The sequence below is a fragment of the Paenibacillus sp. NFR01 genome (assembly GCF_900111565.1).
Lineage (GTDB): Bacteria > Bacillota > Bacilli > Paenibacillales > Paenibacillaceae > Paenibacillus_AQ.
Genome location: NZ_FOIK01000001.1, coordinates 1824941 through 1843811, shown reverse-complemented (window position 1 = coordinate 1843811; position 18871 = coordinate 1824941). Strand labels below are relative to the sequence as shown.

The 18871-nt window shown below is 56.8% G+C and carries 18 protein-coding genes; all 18 read left to right on the top strand.

What is annotated here, in order from left to right:
* Positions 1-19: 19 nt before the first annotated feature.
* The 18 genes from dapB (at position 20) to BMW84_RS08410 (ending at position 18864) form a co-directional block, all read left to right on the top strand.
* The gene (dapB, locus tag BMW84_RS08495) at positions 20-823 is read left to right on the top strand and encodes a 4-hydroxy-tetrahydrodipicolinate reductase (RefSeq protein WP_091066619.1); all 804 of its coding nucleotides are present in this window, start codon (positions 20-22) and stop codon (positions 821-823) included.
* Between the two features lie 17 nt (positions 824-840).
* The gene (mgsA, locus tag BMW84_RS08490; protein WP_091066616.1) at positions 841-1263 is read left to right on the top strand and encodes a methylglyoxal synthase; all 423 of its coding nucleotides are present in this window, start codon (positions 841-843) and stop codon (positions 1261-1263) included.
* Positions 1260-1964: a bacillithiol biosynthesis deacetylase BshB1 gene (bshB1, locus tag BMW84_RS08485; protein ID WP_091066615.1), complete on the top strand. Its 705-nt coding sequence runs from the start codon at positions 1260-1262 to the stop codon at positions 1962-1964. Before mgsA ends, bshB1 begins: the two co-directional genes overlap by 4 nt.
* 85 nt (positions 1965-2049) lie before the next feature.
* The gene (gene bshA / locus BMW84_RS08480) at positions 2050-3207 is read left to right on the top strand and encodes an N-acetyl-alpha-D-glucosaminyl L-malate synthase BshA (RefSeq protein ID WP_091066612.1); all 1158 of its coding nucleotides are present in this window, start codon (positions 2050-2052) and stop codon (positions 3205-3207) included.
* A 10-nt stretch (positions 3208-3217) separates the two neighbouring features.
* Positions 3218-4495, top strand: a complete 1278-nt coding sequence (locus BMW84_RS08475) for a CCA tRNA nucleotidyltransferase (protein ID WP_091066609.1) — start codon at positions 3218-3220, stop codon at positions 4493-4495.
* The gene (locus BMW84_RS08470) at positions 4492-5289 is read left to right on the top strand and encodes a biotin--[acetyl-CoA-carboxylase] ligase (RefSeq protein ID WP_091066608.1); all 798 of its coding nucleotides are present in this window, start codon (positions 4492-4494) and stop codon (positions 5287-5289) included. Before BMW84_RS08475 ends, BMW84_RS08470 begins: the two co-directional genes overlap by 4 nt.
* 294 nt (positions 5290-5583) lie before the next feature.
* Positions 5584-6459, top strand: coding sequence for a 3-methyl-2-oxobutanoate hydroxymethyltransferase (panB, locus tag BMW84_RS08465; protein ID WP_091066605.1), 876 nt, complete (start codon positions 5584-5586; stop codon positions 6457-6459).
* Between the two features lie 2 nt (positions 6460-6461).
* Positions 6462-7352, top strand: coding sequence for a pantoate--beta-alanine ligase (gene panC, locus BMW84_RS08460; RefSeq protein WP_091066603.1), 891 nt, complete (start codon positions 6462-6464; stop codon positions 7350-7352).
* Positions 7345-7728: an aspartate 1-decarboxylase gene (panD, locus tag BMW84_RS08455; protein ID WP_091066601.1), complete on the top strand. Its 384-nt coding sequence runs from the start codon at positions 7345-7347 to the stop codon at positions 7726-7728. The genes panC and panD overlap by 8 nt, the downstream gene beginning before the upstream one ends.
* A gap of 111 nt (positions 7729-7839) precedes the next feature.
* Positions 7840-8481, top strand: coding sequence for a tetratricopeptide repeat protein (locus BMW84_RS08450; protein ID WP_091066598.1), 642 nt, complete (start codon positions 7840-7842; stop codon positions 8479-8481).
* Positions 8482-8594: 113 nt separating this feature from the next.
* Positions 8595-11456 (top strand): ATP-dependent DNA helicase DinG, encoded by a 2862-nt coding sequence (gene dinG, locus BMW84_RS08445; RefSeq protein ID WP_091066597.1) that lies wholly within the window; start codon positions 8595-8597, stop codon positions 11454-11456.
* A gap of 128 nt (positions 11457-11584) precedes the next feature.
* Positions 11585-12235, top strand: a complete 651-nt coding sequence (locus BMW84_RS08440; RefSeq protein ID WP_091066594.1) for a redox-sensing transcriptional repressor Rex — start codon at positions 11585-11587, stop codon at positions 12233-12235.
* Complete coding sequence (locus BMW84_RS08435) at positions 12225-13520, top strand: amidohydrolase (RefSeq protein WP_091066593.1); 1296 nt, start codon at positions 12225-12227, stop codon at positions 13518-13520. Before BMW84_RS08440 ends, BMW84_RS08435 begins: the two co-directional genes overlap by 11 nt.
* Positions 13521-13743: 223 nt before the next feature.
* The gene (locus BMW84_RS08430) at positions 13744-14262 is read left to right on the top strand and encodes a cell wall elongation regulator TseB-like domain-containing protein (RefSeq protein ID WP_091066590.1); all 519 of its coding nucleotides are present in this window, start codon (positions 13744-13746) and stop codon (positions 14260-14262) included.
* A gap of 356 nt (positions 14263-14618) precedes the next feature.
* The gene (locus BMW84_RS08425; protein ID WP_091066588.1) at positions 14619-15158 is read left to right on the top strand and encodes a hypothetical protein; all 540 of its coding nucleotides are present in this window, start codon (positions 14619-14621) and stop codon (positions 15156-15158) included.
* Entirely contained in the window at positions 15151-16653 is a 1503-nt protein-coding gene (locus tag BMW84_RS08420) for an AAA family ATPase (protein WP_091066585.1), read from the top strand. The genes BMW84_RS08425 and BMW84_RS08420 overlap by 8 nt, the downstream gene beginning before the upstream one ends.
* 133 nt (positions 16654-16786) lie before the next feature.
* Complete coding sequence (locus BMW84_RS08415) at positions 16787-17659, top strand: 3-hydroxyacyl-CoA dehydrogenase family protein (protein ID WP_091066583.1); 873 nt, start codon at positions 16787-16789, stop codon at positions 17657-17659.
* Positions 17656-18864, top strand: a complete 1209-nt coding sequence (locus tag BMW84_RS08410; RefSeq protein ID WP_091066580.1) for an acetate/propionate family kinase — start codon at positions 17656-17658, stop codon at positions 18862-18864. Before BMW84_RS08415 ends, BMW84_RS08410 begins: the two co-directional genes overlap by 4 nt.
* Positions 18865-18871: the final 7 nt, after the last annotated feature.

Genomic DNA, 18871 nt, shown 5'->3' with positions numbered 1-18871 from the left:
ACACGAGGAGGATACGAATATGAAGGGCAAAATCAGAGTAATCGTAAGCGGCGCAGGCGGACGAATGGGCAGAGAAGTGGTAAAGCTGGTATTGGAGGATGAAGCACTTGAACTGGCAGCGGCGATCGACCGTTCCGCATCCTCGCAGGATGCGGGACGCCTGGTCGGGCTGGAGGCGTGCGGCATTATGGTAACCAGCGACCTGGAAGCAGCTTTGGAAGCGGGCGGAGCGGATGCGATGGTCGATTTCACGACGCCGCAGTCGGCTTACGCCAACACGGCTTTGGCGATTAAATACGGGGTCCGTCCGGTCATTGGCACGACGGGATTTACGCCGGAAGAAATCGAAGAGCTGGACAAGCAATGCCGGGAGCGCGGAATCGGCGGGCTGATCGCACCCAATTTCTCCATCGGGGCCATCCTGATGATGAAATTCGCCGCGCAGGCCGCCAAATATTTTCCGCATCTGGAGATTATCGAGTACCACGGCGACCAGAAGCTGGACGCGCCGTCCGGCACGGCGATCAAGACGGCGGAGATGATCTCGGCCGTCCGGGAAGAGCTGCGCCAAGGGAATCCGAAAGAAGAAGAGGTTATCGAGGGCTCGCGCGGCGGCTACTATAACGGCTTCCGCATTCATAGCGTCCGCCTGCCGGGCGTGTTTGCCCAGGAAGAAGTTGTGTTCGGGGGATACGGCCAGACGCTGAAGATCCGCCACGACTCCTATGAGCGGGCGGGGTATATGCCCGGCGTGAAGCTGGGGCTGCAAAAGGTTATGGAATATACGGGACTCGTATACGGGTTTGATCATTTTATCGAATAGATTGGGGAGAGCTTGCAATGCTAAAAATCGCTTTTATCGCGCATGACCGCAAAAAGGACGAAATGGTGAATTTCATTACCGCTTATGAGCATGTCTTCACGGGACATGATTTATATTCCACCGGCACGACGGGCCAGCGCATTATGGATGTCACCAAGCTGAGCATCCACCGTTTCATGTCCGGGCCGCTGGGCGGAGACCAGCAAATCGGCGCCATGGTGGCACAGGACGAGCTGGATCTTATCATCTTCCTGCGCGATCCGCTGATGGCTCAGCCGCATGAACCGGACATTACCGCCTTGCTGCGCCTTTGCGACGTTTACGGCATTCCGGTCGCAACCAATATCGCCACCGCCGAGCTGCTGGTCAAAGCGATCGACCGCGGCGATTTCGGCTGGCGGGAGCTCGTACATAAATACAAGCCGGGTGTCGACGAATGAAGCTCGACATCCTGGTCTTCGGCGCCCATGCCGACGATGCCGAGATCGGCATGGCGGGAACGATAGCCAAACATACCGCCGCGGGCTTGAAGGTCGGTCTGTGCGACCTGACCGCCGCCGAGATGTCATCGAACGGGACGGTGGAGCGGCGCAAGCAGGAAGCCCAGGAAGCGGCCGATGTGCTGGGCGCAGCGCTGCGCACCAATCTCGGCCTTCCGGACCGCGGCATCCGCCTGGAGGAAGCGCAGCTTGCGGCAGTTACGGCGGAAATCCGCCGGTTCGCGCCGGATATCGTGTTTGCCCCTTACTGGGAGGACAGGCATCCCGACCATATCGCTTGCAGCAAGCTGGTAGAGGAAGCGGTATTCAGCAGCAAGCTGCGCAAGTATTTGCCGGAGCTGCCGGCGGTGAAGGCGCCGCTGCTTTATTTTTATTTTATCAACGATATTGGCCGCATCGATCTGATGGTGGATGTTACGGCAGAATACGCGCGAAAGGAACGGGCGCTTTCCTGCTACCGGTCCCAATTCGAGAAGGCTCCGGGCGAAGACGTTGTCTCGACCCCGCTTAACGAAGGCTACATCGAGCGCGTGCGTTCCCGGGACATGCTTACGGGACAGCGAAAGCTGATCCCCTATGCCGAAGGGTTTGCTTCGAAGATTCCGCATACGGTTGAACTGTTCAAAGGAAGCCGCGCTTAAGCGGCTTTCCTATTGCCCATCAAGCCGATATAATGTAAGTAACTGTGGTTTATCCATAAACTGAAGTGCAAAAGGAGACGGACCGATGGACCGGCTAAAAATAGGCATTACCTGTTATCCGTCTCTCGGCGGTTCGGGCGTTGTGGCGACGGAACTGGGCAAACTGCTCGCCGAAAAAGGCCATGAGGTGCATTTTATTACCCATAGCATCCCCTTCCGCCTTGGAACGTTCCAGAAGAACATTTATTATCACGAAGTCGAAGTCAACGACTACTACGTATTCCGCTATCCGCCGTACGATCTGGCGCTTGCGACGAAGATGGCGCAGGTAGCCAAGATGGAACAGCTCGACCTGCTGCATGTCCATTACGCGGTACCGCATGCGGTATGCGCCTATCTCGCCAAGCAGATGCTCGGAGGCCAAATCAAAGTCGTCACGACGCTGCACGGAACCGATATCACGGTGCTCGGGCAGGACGAATCGCTGCGCGATCTGATCCGGCTCGGCATCAACGAAAGCGATGCGGTTACGGCGGTATCGAACGATTTGATCAACGAAACGCGGCGGGTGCTTGACATTACCCGGGATATCGATTTGACTTATAATTTTGTGGACAAAAGAGTGTATTATCCGCGGGATGTCACGGATATGCGCGGGGATTTTGCGGCGGATAACGAGAAAATTCTGATGCACATCAGCAATTTCCGTCCCGTGAAGCGGGTGCATGACGTCGTCGACGTGTTTGCCAAGGTGAACCGCAAGCTGCCGTCCCGCCTGCTGCTCGTCGGGGAAGGCCCGGACCTGCCGAAAATCCAGGCGAAAGTCTACGAGATGGGCCTGGAAGACAAGGTGCGCTTCCTCGGCAAGCAGGACGATATCGCCCAGGTGATTTCGCTGGCCGACCTGCTGCTGCTGCCTTCGGAGAAGGAAAGCTTCGGGCTGGTCGCGCTGGAGGCGATGGCCTGCGGCGTACCGACGATCGGCTCGTTGGCCGGCGGCATTCCGGAGCTGGTCCAGCACGGCAAAACCGGCTTTTTGGCGCCGATCGGCGACACCGACGCGATGGCGGCTTATGCCGTTCGTTTGCTCGGCGATCCGGCGCTGGCCGAGGTCTTCCGCAAGGAATGCCTGCACCGCGCCTGCAACGGGTTCAGCCGCGACGTCATTACCAATCAATATGAAGATATTTATTACCGGGTCCTCGGACGGAAGGCGCTGCGGCTGAATTCCTGTTCCCGATAAGAGGTGCGTTATGATGTGGACAATGGCGCCTTCCGCGATGGCGGAGGCGGGGGCCGCCGTGGTGTCGGCTTTGCTGGCGCACGGGCATGAGGCCTATTTCGTCGGCGGCTGCATCCGCGACGAATTGCTGGGGCGGCCGGTGCATGATATGGATATCACGACATCGGCGCTTCCTGAAGAAGTGACGGCTATTTTTCCGCGCTGCGTGCCTACCGGCATCGCGCATGGCACGGTGACGGTGCTGCAGGGCGGCCATAGCTTTGAAGTAACGACGTACCGGACGGAGAGCGGCTATGCCGACCACCGACGTCCGGAGCACGTCGTTTTTGTCGCGGACGTGCGGGAGGATTTGCGGCGGCGCGATTTTACGATCAATGCCATCGCCTGCGGACTCGGAGCGGAATTGGTCGATCCGTTTGGCGGGGAGAAGGATCTGGCCCGCCGGACCGTCCGCTGCGTGGGCACGGCCGAGGAGCGGTTCGACGAGGATGCCCTGCGCATGCTGCGCTGCGTGCGCTTCGCCGCAGTGCTTGATTTCCGCATCGCCAAGAATACCTGGCGGGCGCTGCTGCGCCAGCGGGATCAGCTGGCGTATATCGCAGTAGAGCGGCTCCGCGCGGAGCTGGAGCGCATCGTAGAAGGGCCGCATCCTTGGCGCGGCCTGGGGCTCATCGCGCGCAGCGGACTGCTGCCGCGGGGCAAGGCCCCGTTCCCCTGGACCGATGCAGCGTTGGCGGATGCCTCCGCCAAGCTTGCCGGGATCGGGGAACTGGAGGGCGCCCACCGCCGGTGGGCGCTGCTGCTCCATGCCCTGGGGGCTTCGGCCGAGACGGCCGAGGCGCTGCTGCGGGCATGGACGTTCCCGGGGGCGACCGTGAAGACGGTCGCCCGGATGCTGAGCGTCCGCGAGGCTTGGGACGCGGCGCTGGCGGAGCTGCCGCCCGGCTCGGCCGGCGGCAGCGGAGGCGAGCTGCAGCGGCGCTGGATCGCCGCCGTGCTCGCGCATGGACCGTCAGCCGCCGGAGACTGGCTGACGGTGTCGGCGGCGCTGCCGGATGGCGCCGCCGCCGACCTTGCATCGCGGCGGGCGTGGATCGCCGCGATGCCCGTCGCCGCGATCTCCGAACTCGCGGCCACCGGGAGCGACCTCACCGCCGCGCTCGGACGGAAGCCCGGCAAGTGGGTCGGCGAGGTGCTGGAACGGCTGCTGCTGTCCGCTGCGCTGGGCGAAATCGACAACGACAAAGAATGCTTGCTGCGGGAAGCGCAAAGGATGGATATCGAATGAACAGCAACAACGGTTTGCGGCAGGCGCAAGAGCGCAAAGGGGAACCGGAATCCCGCTGGGCGGAGCGCGTAACGCTGCTCCAGTCCGTGGCGTCTACCCAGGAGGAGGCCAAGCAACGGGCCGAGAACGGTGCCCCGGAAGGAACGACCGTCCGGGCGGAGGAGCAGACCGGCGGACGGGGCCGGATGGGCCGGCGGTGGCATTCTCCTTCAGGCAAGGGGATCTGGATGAGCGTAGTGCTCCGGCCGGAGCTGCCGCTTGCGCTGACCCCGCAACTGACGCTGCTGGCCGGCGTGGCCGTGTGCCGGGCGATCCGCCGGGAGACCGGAATCGACGCCGGCATCAAATGGCCGAATGACCTGCTCGCCGGCGGCCGCAAAATTTGCGGCATCCTGCTGGAATCCGCGCTGCGCGAGGGCCGGCTGCATTACTGCATCGCCGGCATCGGCATTTCCGCCAATCTGCAGACGGCGGATTATCCGGAAGAGATGCGCGAAATCGCCACTTCGCTGCAGATCGAAAGCGGCGCACCGGTCGACCGCGACCGCTTGACCGCCGCCGTGCTGGACGAGCTGGAGCTGATGTATCGGCTGTATAACGAAAAGGGCTTCGCGCCGATCCGCGAGCTGTGGGAGGCGCTGTCGGTGACGCTTGGCCGGCAGATTTACATAGATACGCCCGATGGCCGTATCGTAGCAACGGCAACCGGCCTCGACGAAGACGGCGGTCTGCTGCTGCGGGATGCGCAAGGGAACGTAACCCGCGTGCTGGCGGGGGAGATCGGGTTACTGTAAGCCTCGAAGCAAAAGCTCCCCTTCGAGGGGATATTTTGCGTGTATTTGCTTGCGTCTTTTGCTATACTATGGCTAGAGGCGGTATCGCTCGCGGGCGAACTGTACTCCTGCTTACCTTCATAACTGCATTAGACGGTTACGTTGGATTCTGCTCTGAGCCGTAAGGACCGAGACAGAAGGGACGATCGAGAGTGACTCTTTTTTGCCCTTCGGACCTTTTTAGCGGACCATGCTAAAAGGTTTTTTTGTTGCGCGTTTACGCGTAAAATCAGCCGGAAAAGGGGAATGGGAGCAATGACAGGGAAACATCCACTGAACATTGTGAAAATGAAAAAAATGAAAAAGGACGGCGTGCCGCTGAGCATGATCACCGCCTACGACTATCCGTCGGCCCGCCTGGCTGAGGAAGCGGATATCGATCTGATTCTGGTCGGCGATTCGCTAGGCAATGTCGTGCTCGGCTACGATACGACGGTGCCGGTGACGATCGATGATATCGTCTACCACAGCCGTTCGGTTGCCCGCGGGGCGCAGAACACCTTTATCGTGGCGGATATGCCGTTCATGACCTATCACGGAAGCATCGACGAGACGCTGCGCGGCGTGCGGCGGATCATGCAGGAGGGACATGTCCAGGCGGTCAAAATGGAAGGCGGGCTGGAAATCTGCAGCGCCGTCTCCGCCATTACCGCGGCCGGCGTTCCCGTACTCGGCCACATTGGCTTGACGCCGCAGTCCGTGCACATGATTGGCGGCTACCGGATCCAGGGTAAGGATGCACAAGACGCGCAGCGGCTGATGGAGGAAGCAAAAGCGCTCGAGGCCGCCGGCGTATTCGGCATCGTGCTGGAGCTGGTGACCGAAGAGGTGGCGGAGGCTATCTCCAAGGCCGTATCGGTTCCGACCATCGGCATCGGCGCCGGACGTTATTGCGACGGGCAGGTACTGGTGTTCCATGATGTGCTGCGGTATTCTTCGCCGTATCAGGAGAAGCGTTTTGTCAAAACCTATGCCGATGTCGGCAGCATCATGCGCGAGGGCATCGGCAACTACGTCAAGGAAGTCAAAAACCGCTCGTTTCCGGCGGCCGAGCATGTGTTTAACGCGGGCAATGAAGTTACGGAAACGCTGGGCACGCTGTACGGCGTGGGCGGACAAGGAGGCAATTAACGATGAGAGTCATCAGAACAATCAAAGAACTGCGCGAAGCGCTGGAATATATGCGGGCCGGAGGCCATACGCCGATCGGCTTTGTACCGACGATGGGTTATCTGCATGAAGGACATGCCAGCCTGGTGCGCCGGGCGGCTGAGGCGAGCGGTACAGTGGTTATGAGCATTTTCGTCAATCCGCTGCAATTCGGGCCGGGAGAGGATTATGCTACTTACCCCCGGGATGAACGCCGTGATCTGGAACTGGCGGAACGGGAAGGCGCCGATATCGTGTTTATTCCGAGCGTGGAGGAAATGTATCCTCAGGCTGTCAAGACGACCGTTTCGGTGTCGTCGCTGACCGAGCGGCTGTGCGGCGCTTCGCGTCCGGGCCACTTCGACGGCGTGGCCACGGTAGTCAGCAAGCTGTTCAATATCGTGCAGCCGGATCTGGCCTTTTTCGGACTAAAGGATGCTCAGCAGGTGGCGGTTCTCCGCCGGATGGTCTCCGACCTCAACATGAACGTCCAAATTGTTGCTTGCCCGATTATGCGTGAAAGCGACGGTTTGGCCCTCAGCTCGCGCAATGTGTATCTGTCCGCCGAAGAACGCAGCCAGGCCCTGGTGTTGTCCCGGTCGCTGCGCGCCGTTCGCAAAGCGCTGGAGGAAGGAACGGTCCATACCGCCGAAGAAGCGCGGGCGATGCTCATGTCCGGAATCCGGGAATCCCAGCTGGCTGTAATCGATTATGCGGAAATTTTGACCTATCCTGATCTGGAGCCGATTGCGGGAGAACAGGCGCTATTGTCTGTACCGGGCGAGATGATTATGGCCCTGGCCGTCAAATTCGGCACAACCAGACTGATTGACAATAACGTGTTTACCGCCAAGGAGGTGCGTGTCCTTGTTTAGACATATGATGAAATCTAAAATTCACCGGGCTACGGTGACCGAGGCCAATTTGAATTATGTAGGCAGCATTACCATAGACGAGGATTTGATGGAGGCCGCAGACCTTCTGGAGAACGAAAAAGTGCAGATCGTGGACAACAACAACGGTTCGCGCCTGGAAACCTATGTCATTCCGGGGCCTCGCGGCAGCGGCGTGATCTGCCTGAACGGAGCGGCGGCGCGCCTGGTGCAGCCTGGAGATACGGTCATCATCATTTCTTATGCCGTGGTTTCCTCCGATGAGCTGGCCGGCCATAAGCCGACTGTCGTGTTCGTGGATGAAAACAATAAACCGGTGAAGCTGGCCGACCACGAAGTGCACGCTACAATCGTGTAACGCCGGATTCGGCGCCATACAATCAATGGCAGGCATGAACCCCGCGCTGCTTGCAAAAAATGAACACAGGCAAGCTTGGCTGATCTCATTTTCAGTTAGGGGGGATGTCCTGTGTTTCAACATTTATTCGCCGAAATGAACAAGATGCTGCAGGAAATCGTTACGGATTTTCCTACTTCCGAGGGTGCCCGCCGGAGCGATCTTTTATGCAAATACAACATGCTGCACCGGCTTAGCGACAATGTGATGGATGAATGGCTCGCCTTTTCCGAGAAGCTGAGCGAATTCCGCGAGCATGCCGATTTTTCGGCTCAGCCGGATCCGGAGCCGGCGGCGGACCCCGGCCCGGAGCTAGCAATGGATTCATTCGTGCGCGGACAGGGGTATTACAAACTGCAGATGTACCGTAAATGCATTGACCTGTTCAGCGAAGTGATTGCGCAGCATCCGGATAGCCTGGCGGGCCGTTTGTATCTGGCGATGGCCCATCTGCAGGAAGGCGAGAAGGACGCCGCTTGGGGACATCTGTTCCACATGCTGGCCCTGATCCGGGAGAGCAAGCTGAAAGCGATGGTCTACAATGCCCTCGGCTGCATCAAGGCGTCCCAGGAGCGGTACGGCGAAGCGCAGGAACTGTTCAGCCTGTCGCTGCTGCATGATCCTCATCTGCCGGAGCCAAGCCTCAATCTGGAGGTCTGCCGTAACCGCGGCGGGCAGCTGCAATTCGGAAACGAGCTTGTATCGATGCTGTAATCATAAACAATTATTAGAAGCGATGCATTCGCCGGTACCTGCGCGTGCATCGCCTTTTTTCGTAACTTCTGTTATGCTGATAAAGAGTCTCAGTGAAAGGGAATAACATTCAAATGAAATTTGCCGTACTTGATTTTGAAACGACGGGAACCCAATCGGTCGGAGAGATCATTCAGGTGGGCCTGGCGATCGTCGAGGAGGACCGGACCGTCTCCCGTGTGTACGCTTCCTATGTCAAACCGAGCACGCCGATTCCGCCGTTTATTACCGGGCTGACCGGCATTACCGACGCGGATGTGCAGGATGCGCCCGATCTGGATGAAATGATGATGGAACTGGTTCCGCTGCTCGACGATGTCGTGCTGGTCGGACACAATGTCGCCTTCGATTTTCATTTTCTGCAAAGCGCGCTGGACCGCTGCGGGTATTTGCCGTATCAGGGACGGATTTTGGATACGATCGATTTTCTTAAAATATGCTTCCCTTCGCTCAGCACCTATCAGCTGGGGGCGGTCAGCGCGCAGCTAGGCGTCAAGCATGAACGTCCGCATCAGGCGGACAGCGATGCTTTGGCGACGGCGCTGGTGCTGCTGGAATGCCTCGATGAGCTATACCGGCTTCCGCTGCTGACCATTCAGCGGCTGGCCGAGCTGTTCCAGTCGGAAGACAGCGATCTAGCCTGGTATTTCGACGGCCTGCTGCGGGAGCGCGAAATGGTGCCTCTTCAGCCGGAGGGGGACTACACCTTTTTCCGGCAGCTGGCGCTGAAGGTGGGCGACTGGACCGAACTGCTTCCGCCCCGAGAAGAAGGACCTTATCTTCCGCTGGAGAATATTACCTTTACGGAATATATGGAGGAGGTCACCCGGCGGCTCAAAGAAGTTCTCCCCAATTACGAAAGCCGGGAAGCGCAGGAGATGATGATCGTCGAAGTCCGCACGGCGCTGGAGGAAGACAAGCACCTGCTGGTGGAGGCCGGCACGGGCACGGGCAAATCGCTCGGTTACCTGCTCCCTGCCATCTATCACAGCGTCCGGGCCGGTGAGAAGGTGACCGTCAGCACGCATACGATCAATCTTCAGGACCAGCTCAAAGAGCGGGATATCCCGCTGCTAACCCAGGTGGTGCCGTTTCCGTTCAAAGCGGCGGTTTTTAAGGGCCGCGGGCACTATTTGTGTCTGCGCAAATTTGAACATAAAATAAACAGTAAAGACTTTACCGGCACCCGGGAGGAAGTGCTTACCGCAGCGCAGATGCTGGTCTGGCTGGCCCAGACGGAATCCGGCGACGACGAGGAGCTCAATCTGGGTGGGCGCGGCGGCGATTTCTGGGAAACGGTCGCCAGCGATACCGACTCCTGCCTCGGGCGGGCATGTCCTTGGTTCCGTAAATGTTATTATCACCGGGCCAAACATGAAGCGGGAATTGCCGATGTTGTCATCACCAACCATTCCAAGCTGTTTGCCGATGTCAAAGCCGGGCATCAGCTTTTGCCCGCTTACGAGCACCTGGTGATCGACGAAGCCCATCACCTGGAGGACGTCGCCGGCAAGCATCTGGGAATGCAGATGAAATATTTCACAGTTGCGCACACGTTGACCCAGCTGTACAAAGACAGCCGTAACGGGCAGCTTCCGGCGCTGCGGCACATTCTGCAATCCTCCGGCAGCGAGCAGGCTTCCGAATGGAGCGCCGTCATCGACAAGATCTATCCGGACCTGCTGACGGTGAAGGAGAATTGGGACCTGCTGTGCGACAAGCTGTTCGCCCTGCTGCCTGAGCGGAGCGACGCCGCGGCGGCGGAAGCCGGACAGCTGGTCCTGCGGCTGCAGCCCGGACGCAAGCCCCAGGAATGGGAGAAGCTGAAGGAGCTGGAGCAGGCGCTGTATCTGTCGCTCAGTGATATTATCCGGAGTGGCGACAAAATGATTACCGAAATGCGCGAATCCGATAGTCAGTCCTCCTCGGACAGCCTGGTAACCGATCTCGGCGGGCTGTTTAAGGATTTGGCGGCGATCCGCGAAGAAATCCGCTTTTTTATGGGGCTGTCCGACAACAACGTCGTATACTGGATGGAGGGAAGCACGGCCTACAAGGCCAAGTCGCTTCAGCTTTATGCCGTACCGGTTGACGTGAGCGGCCAGCTTAAGGAATTATTTTTCGATAAAAAGAAAAGCATCGTGCTCACCTCGGCCACCTTATCCGTCGACAAATCGTTCCAGTACATGATCGATAATCTAGGTCTTGGCGAAGCCGCCGGCCAGGGCCGGCTGATGACCGCGCTGCTGCCCTCTCCGTTCAAGTACCGGGAACAGGCGCTGCTGGTCATTCCGCGCGACTTTCCGAGCGTCAAGGGGAGCATCGGGGATGCGCGTTTCGTCGACACGCTGGTGAACTCGCTGGCGGAAGCGGCGTCGGCTACCCGCGGTCGGATGCTCGTGCTCTTCACTTCCTACAAGATGCTGAGACAGGTGTACGATCCGCTGAAGGAAGCGCTGGCTTCCCGGGATATCGCCGTGCTCGGCCAAGGCGTCGAGGGCGGAAGCCGCAACAAGCTGATCCGCCGTTTCCAGGAGAGCAGCGCCGCCGTGCTGCTGGGCACCAGCAGCTTCTGGGAAGGGGTAGACATTCCCGGAGACGCGCTCACATGCCTTGCAATCGTCCGTCTGCCGTTCCAGCCGCCGAACCATCCGCTGGCCGAAGCGAAGGCGGAGGTGCTCAAGGCGCAGCAAAAAAATCCGTTTATGAAATTATCCGTGCCGCAGGCAGTGATTCGCTTCAAGCAGGGCTTCGGCCGGCTGGTGCGCACCGCAAACGACCGGGGCGTCGTCATTGTATACGATACAAGAGTCATCGAATCCTATTACGGCAAGTATTTCCTGTATTCATTGCCCGGTCCGAAAATGGAGCATATGTTGACCGAACAGATGGTTCCGCGGATCGAGGAATGGCTGGAGTCGGGCGGAGCATCCTGATTTTAACAAAATTTATCATTTTTCGTGGTTCCCGCAAAGTATCTTACAGGATTCCAAGCCACGCTTTGCGGGGGCTCTTAGGCCGCCCGGCCATGATTGTCCGGAATTCACTAGAGGAGGTAAGTCATATGAAATCGGAGAAAATCTCGGAGGCGGTTGTCCGCAGGCTTCCGGTATACCTGCGGTTCCTGAACGATCTGCAAAAACGTGAAATCGCCACCGTCTCTTCACAGGAGCTGGGGCAGAAGCTGGATCTCAATCCGGCGCAAATCCGTAAAGACCTCGCCTATTTTGGCGACTTCGGCCGCAAGGGCATCGGTTACGATGTCTCCTATCTGATCGAAAAAATCCGCCATATTCTTAAACTAGACCAGCAAATCAACGTAGCGCTCGTCGGCGCCGGTAATCTGGGGCACGCATTGTCCAACTATAACGCCTATTTGAAGGATACGATGAAAATTACCGCCGTATTCGATGCCTATCCGCCGAAGGTCGGGCAGAAAATCAATTCGCTGACTGTTCAGCCGATGGAAGAACTGGCTCAGACGGTCCGCAATCAGGGCATCCGGATCGGTATCATCACCGTGCCGGACAGCGAAGCGCAGAACGTTGCCGATATTCTCGTCAGCTCCGGCATCGAGGCCATCCTGAACTTTGCTCCGGTCATTCTCAAGACGCCGCCGCATATCCGCATTCATGCCGCCGACTTTACGACGGACCTGCAAAGCCTTGCCTATTATCTGCATGACGGAAAGGAAGAGCCAGAGAATGAGCAATAAAACCGTTATCCGGAATGGGCGTTTTCTCGTACCGGGCTCGGAGCAGCCGGTTCTGAGCGGCTACATGGCGATTGAGAACGACCGGATCACCTACATAGGGGAAGAACAGCCGGACTTGGAAGGCGCGGATACGGTTGACGGCAGCCGCCTTCTGTTTATGCCCGGCCTCGTAAATACGCATGGCCATGCCGCCATGTCGTTGCTCCGCGGTTATGGAGACGACATGGTGCTTCAAGCCTGGCTGGAGCAAAAAATGTGGCCAATGGAGGGCAAATTCACCGGCGACGATGTGTACTGGGGGACAGCTTTGTCCGTATTGGAAATGCTGAAAGGCGGAACAACGACCTTCCTGGACATGTACGACCATATGGACCGCGTTGCGGAGGTTACCGAACGCTCCGGCATCCGGGCCGTGCTAATGCGCGGCGTCATCGGGCTGTGCCCGGAGGACGTGCAGAACCATAAGCTGGCGGAAGCGATTCAGTTCGCCCGCGACTGGCATGGCAAAGCGGACGGACGGATTACGACGATGATGTCGCCGCATGCGCCGTATACATGCCCGCCGGACTTTTTCATGAAATTCGTGCAGGCTGCGCATGATCTCGATCTGCCGATGCACACGCATATGTCGGAGACGCGCCATGAAGTGCAGCAGAATGTCGACGATTACGGCTTGCGTCCGGCCCTGCATCTGGAGAAGCTTGGCATGTTCACGCGCCCGTCGATCATCGCGCATGGCGTGCACCTTACCGACGAGGAGATTGAAGTGCTAGCCCGTTATAACGTTGGCGTTTCGCATAACCCGGGCAGTAACCTGAAGCTGGCCAGCGGGGTGGCCCGTGTGCCGGATCTGTTGAAGGCCGGCGTCAAGGTGTCGCTCGGCACTGACGGCGCCGCTAGCAACAACAACCTCGACATGTTCGAGGAGATGCGCCTGGCAGCGCTGATCCATAAAGGCGTCAGCGGCGATCCGACCGCTGTGCCGGCACCGGAGGCGTTGCTGCTGGCTACGGCCTACGGCGCGGAATCGGTATTCCTGAAGGATGTAGGCCGGCTGTCCGCCGGTATGAAGGCGGATTTCATCGCGCTGGACATCGATCAGCCGCATTTCCTGCCGCATACGGACCTGCTGTCCCACGCAGTGTATTCGGCGAGTGCCAAGGATGTGGCCCATGTTTGGGTGAACGGCAAGCAAGTCGTTAAGAACGGCCAGTGCCTGACGCTGGACGAGGAAGAAGTGCTCCGCAAAGCGCAGGAGACATTCGACGCGCTGCTGAAGCGGTAAATGAATGACTATTGGTACATGGAAACAAGAGAAGCGAAGGGGAAGTTTGGAACTGTAGGAGCGTAGCGATCGCCTTTGTTTCCGGATTTCAACGCGTAAAGCGATTAATCAAGAAGTCTGGAAACAACAGCGACCGGAAGTCCAAACATTCTCCATAGTGCCGACCGAGTTTTTAGTGAAACGCAGTAGTTCATCAGTTATAAAATGGAAAGGGAGCTGTGTTTTGCGAAAAGGGAAAAAGTGGATTCCGCTCAGTATATCCATCGTTCTGCTTCTTCTGTTTGGCTTAAGCCAGTTCTTTGCCTACGTGATGAAGGATGAATCGAGTGAGCGCAACGCCGCGAGGCATGTGGCCCGCACCGAAGCCGGACTGACCGAGATTACGAAGGCCCAGAAATCCGTCTGGGATGAAAACTCGATCTATTGGGTGCTGACCGGCAGCAATCAGGCCGGAACGAAAATGATGGTATGGGTTCGTTTCACCCAAGACGGCAAGCCCGCCGGCGGAGACAACGACATTTACGCCGAGGAAGTGGCGAAGGGCGTATCCGAGAAGCAGATCCGCGGAATCATCGCCGATCAGCTGCCCGGCATATCGATCAAGCGGCTGCTCCCGGGCGTGTATAACGGAGAATATGCCTGGCAGCTTTTCTATAAGGAAAAGGGACGCTACTATTACCGGTTTTTCCGTTTCTCCGACGGTTCGCAAATCGGTGACGGCTTCAGTTTGCCCGTCCGGTAGATACAGTATGTTTAATGGATGATATACGAAATGCTATAACTTGATATAGAAAAGCGATATAAAAGAAGCATAAAAACAGGCCGCAAAGTTAAACTTTGCGGCCTGTTTTGCCGTTAAAAGAGATATATTAAGCGGAAGCTACGATAGAAGCAGCAGCTTCTCCAAAAAATAGTATTGAAAATTTAAAATAATATTCACACTTTTTTGCTAGATCGTATATATGCCTATGATATACTACTTGTTGTACTGAGACATGCGGAAGAGCATGTCACCAAGCGCAGAAGCTTGGACACGCCTGTTAAGGATTCATGGAATTATGACATAGAGGTTTGCGAATAACGAGAGGAGGACGTTTCTTGAAATTACGTCTAATGCCTGTGCTACTAACCGTTCTGCTGTCGGCCGGGCTGCTGTTTGGCGGGTTTTATGCGTACCGCCAGTTTGCCGTGCAGGAGCCGCTAGAGAAGGTTGTATCGTCCTATGAGGGCGTCAAGGATTCCCATATTTCTATTAACCGCAATGAAGTCACTTTGAAACTTGATCTTGCACCGGGCACGAAATTGCGCGAACTCGTCCAGTACGTCCAGAGCGAAGGCGGCTCGGCGCTGAGCGGTCGGTCGCTGAAGCTGGATCTGGAACAGCATACCAGCCCGCTGCTTGATGAGTATTGGAACGATGCCCTGTTCTCTGTGGCTGAAGCGATGGAGAGCGGCAAATATACGCTGATTCCGGCGAAGCTTGAAGGACTCACGTTGGACGCCAAATACAAAGAGGTTACGGCGACCACGGAGATTGACGAAACCAACGTGTATGTCAGCTTAAGCGATGGCAAGGAAAGCAAGTTTATCATTCTGCCGCGTGTATCGCAGGCAATGGGAGCGTGGAATAATGCCTAAGTATTGGAAAGAAGTGCTGGTCGGGTTCCTGCCCGTGCTGCTGATTTTTATGGCGTTTGTCGGCATTAATATCATTCCGATTATTGTGGCTGCGGGTATGGTTACCGCCCTGCTGGTCATTGCGCATTTGCGCGGCGGCCTTACCGTTAACGCGGGGGCTGACAAGAAACGCAAGAAGAACGGCCCGTCCAAGTTAACCTTTGAGGAAATCGGCGGGCAGGACAATGCCAAGCAAGAGCTGAGAGAGGCACTGGATTTCCTGATCCGGCATGAAGAAATCAGCAAGTTCGGGATCCGGCCGCTGAAAGGGATCCTCCTGACAGGGCCTCCGGGAACCGGGAAGACGCTGATGGCCAAAGCGGCGGCGCATTATACGAACTCTGTTTTCGTAGCGGCTTCCGGCAGTGAATTTGTGGAAATGTACGTCGGGGTCGGCGCCGGCCGCATCCGTGATCTGTTTAAGGATGCCCGTACCCGCGCGCAAAAAGAAAACAAGACAAGCGCAATCATCTTTATCGACGAAATCGACGTCATCGGCGGCAAACGCGAAGGCGGGCAGCAGCGCGAATACGATCAGACGCTTAACCAGCTGCTGACCGAGATGGACGGCATTTATAACAACGATACGCCGCGCATTCTGCTGATCGCGGCCACTAACCGCAAGGAAATGCTCGATTCGGCGCTGCTGCGTCCGGGCCGTTTTGACCGCCACATCCAGGTGGATATGCCGGATAAAAAAGGCCGCCGTTCGATTCTTGAGCTGCATGCCAAAAACAAACCGCTGCATGAAACCGTCAATCTCGATAAAATCGCTGAAGAAGCCTACGGCTTCTCGGGCGCTCAGCTCGAAAGCGTCATGAACGAAGCGGCGATCTACATGATGCGCGAGAATAAAAACGAAGTGGAGCAGCGGCATTTGTCACTTGCCATCGACAAGGTAATGATGGGCGAGAAGACCGACCGTGAGACGAACCAGGAAGAGAAGAAGCGGGTAGCGATCCACGAGCTCGGACATGCCATCATGGCGGAGCTGCTGCGTCCAGGCAGCGTCAGCCAGGTTACGCTGACCCCGCGGGGCCAGGCGCTCGGATATGTGCGTCATAATCCGCAAGCCGAGCAGTACCTGTACACGAAGGATTTTCTGGAGCAGCAGATCATGATCGCCCTCGGCGGCGCGGCGGCGGAGGAAATCCATTACGGCGGGCGCAGCACCGGCTCGCGCGGCGACTTTGACCAGGCCCTCGACATTGTCGAGACGATGATGAAATCCGGCCTAACCTCGCTGGGGATCGCGAACCTGCAGATGGTGACCACCGAAGAGCTGATGAAGGAAAACAGCAAAATTCTGGATGACCTGATGGACAGAACCCGCGATCTGCTACGGCAGCAGCGGCAAATTTTTGACGATTCGCTCAATATCCTGCTCAAAGAAGAAGTTCTTTCGGGAGATCAATTTCGTTGTCAATTTCGTGACAGCGTACTTTTACCGGCATAATTCTTTATGCCGGTTATTTTTTTTTACTTTTCAGACATGCTAAGATATTATTATATGTCGGACTGTATTTTTTTTTACGACAGACAAGGTACAATACAAAAGTATAGATACCTGAAAGGATGGAGACTTAGTTATGGTATTTAAAAAGATTGGCGTCATCGGCGGCGGCACGATGGGTCAAGGGATTGCCGAAATGCTGGCAGCCAAAGGCCTGGATGTTCTGCTGGTGGAGAAAAACGCGGAAAGACTGGACTATTCTTACGAAATGATCGAAACCAGTCTGGACAAACAATTGGAGAAATGGGCTATTACCCAAGCGGAGAAGAAACTTATACTGGGCCGCATCCAAAAAGTGACACATTTCGCCGAGCTCAGCTCTTGCGATATGGTTATCGAAACCATCATCGAAGACCTGGAAGCGAAGAAAAAAGTATTCAATCAGCTTGATCAGGTGTGTCCGAGCCACATTATTCTGGCCAGCAACACTTCCACGCTTAGCTTGACGGAGCTGGCAAGCTCGACAATGTATCCGGAACGCGTGATCGGCATGCATTTCATATATCCGGTCGCTAAGGTCAACCTGGTGGAAATCGTCCGCGGGCTGAGAACCTCCGACAGCACTTTTGAAGAAACAAAATCCTTTGTCGACGATGTCGTCGAGAAAAAAGGCGTAATGATTTACGAATCCCCGGGGTTTGTAACTTCACGCCTCATTTGCCTGTTCATCAACGAAGCGATGCATGTGCTGCAAGAAGGCGTTGCCTCCGCACAGGACATCGACGACGCGATGCGCATCGGCTATCAATTCCAATACGGACCGCTTGAAATGGCCGACCGTTTCGGTCTGGATTCCGTACTGGCCGCGCTGGAACGCATGTTCCGCGAATACGGTGAACTGAAATACCGCCCTTCGACCATTCTGAAGAAGATGGTGCGTGCCGGACAGCTGGGAATGAAATCGGGCGAAGGCTTCTTCAAGTATGACAAGGATGGTGACCGGATATGAACGTACTCGTAATCAACTCGGGAAGTTCTTCCCTTAAATATCAGCTTTACAACATGACTGACGAATCGGTACTCGCTAAGGGCCTCGTTGAACGGATTGGCATGGATTCCTCCATCCTGACCCACAAACCGACCGGCAAACAGGAAGTTACCGAAGTGAGCGAAATTTTGGAACACAACACTGCGATCCGTAAAGTGCTGGCTTGCTTGACCGATGCCGAGCATGGCGTGATTTCGTCCATCGACGAGATCAATGCCGTCGGCCACCGCGTCGTGCATGGCGGCGAGACTTTCAAAGCTTCCGCACTCGTGGACGGGGATGCCAAATCGGAAATCCGCCGTCTGTTTGACCTGGCGCCGCTGCACAACCCTGCAGCTGTTATGGGGATTACGGCTACAGAAATCAACATGCCTGGCGTACCGCAAGCCGTTGTATTCGACACCGCGTTCCACCAAACCATGCCGGAAAAAGCTTATATGTACGCGATTCCGCGCGTGCTTTACAATAAATACAAAGTTCGCCGCTACGGCGCGCACGGCACCTCCCATGACTTCGTAAGCAAAGCGGCTGCCGAATACCTTGGCCGTCCGCTCGAAGACATGAAGATCATCACCTGCCATATCGGCAACGGCGCCAGCGTGACTGCGGTTCAAGGCGGCATTTCCGTCGACACGTCGATGGGCATGACCCCGCTGGAAGGCCTGATGATGGGTACGCGCAGCGGCGACATCGACCCGGCTGTCGTACCATACGTGATGAACAAGGAAGAACTGACACCGGGCGAAGTCAACTCGATGCTGAACAAACACAGCGGTCTTTTGGCGATCTCCGGCACAAGCAGCGACATGCGCGACATCATTGACGGTTACGAGAAAGGCGAGCCGAATTCGACGCTGGCTTTTGAAATGTACGAATACCGTCTGCGCAAATACATCGGATCTTACGCTGCAGCGATGAATGGCGTGGATGCCATTGTATTTACTGCCGGCGTGGGCGAGAATGCATCCCTGCTTCGTGAAAAAGTGCTCAGCAACCTGACCTTCCTCGGCATCGAGCTTGATCCCGAAGCGAATAAGGTTCGCTCCGGCGATCCTCGCCGTATTTCGACGGAAACGTCCAAAGTGCAGGCGCTGGTCGTTCCGACCAACGAAGAACTCGTCATTGCGCGCGATACGTATCATTTAGTGCAAGGACTGAACAGCTAATCAGAGG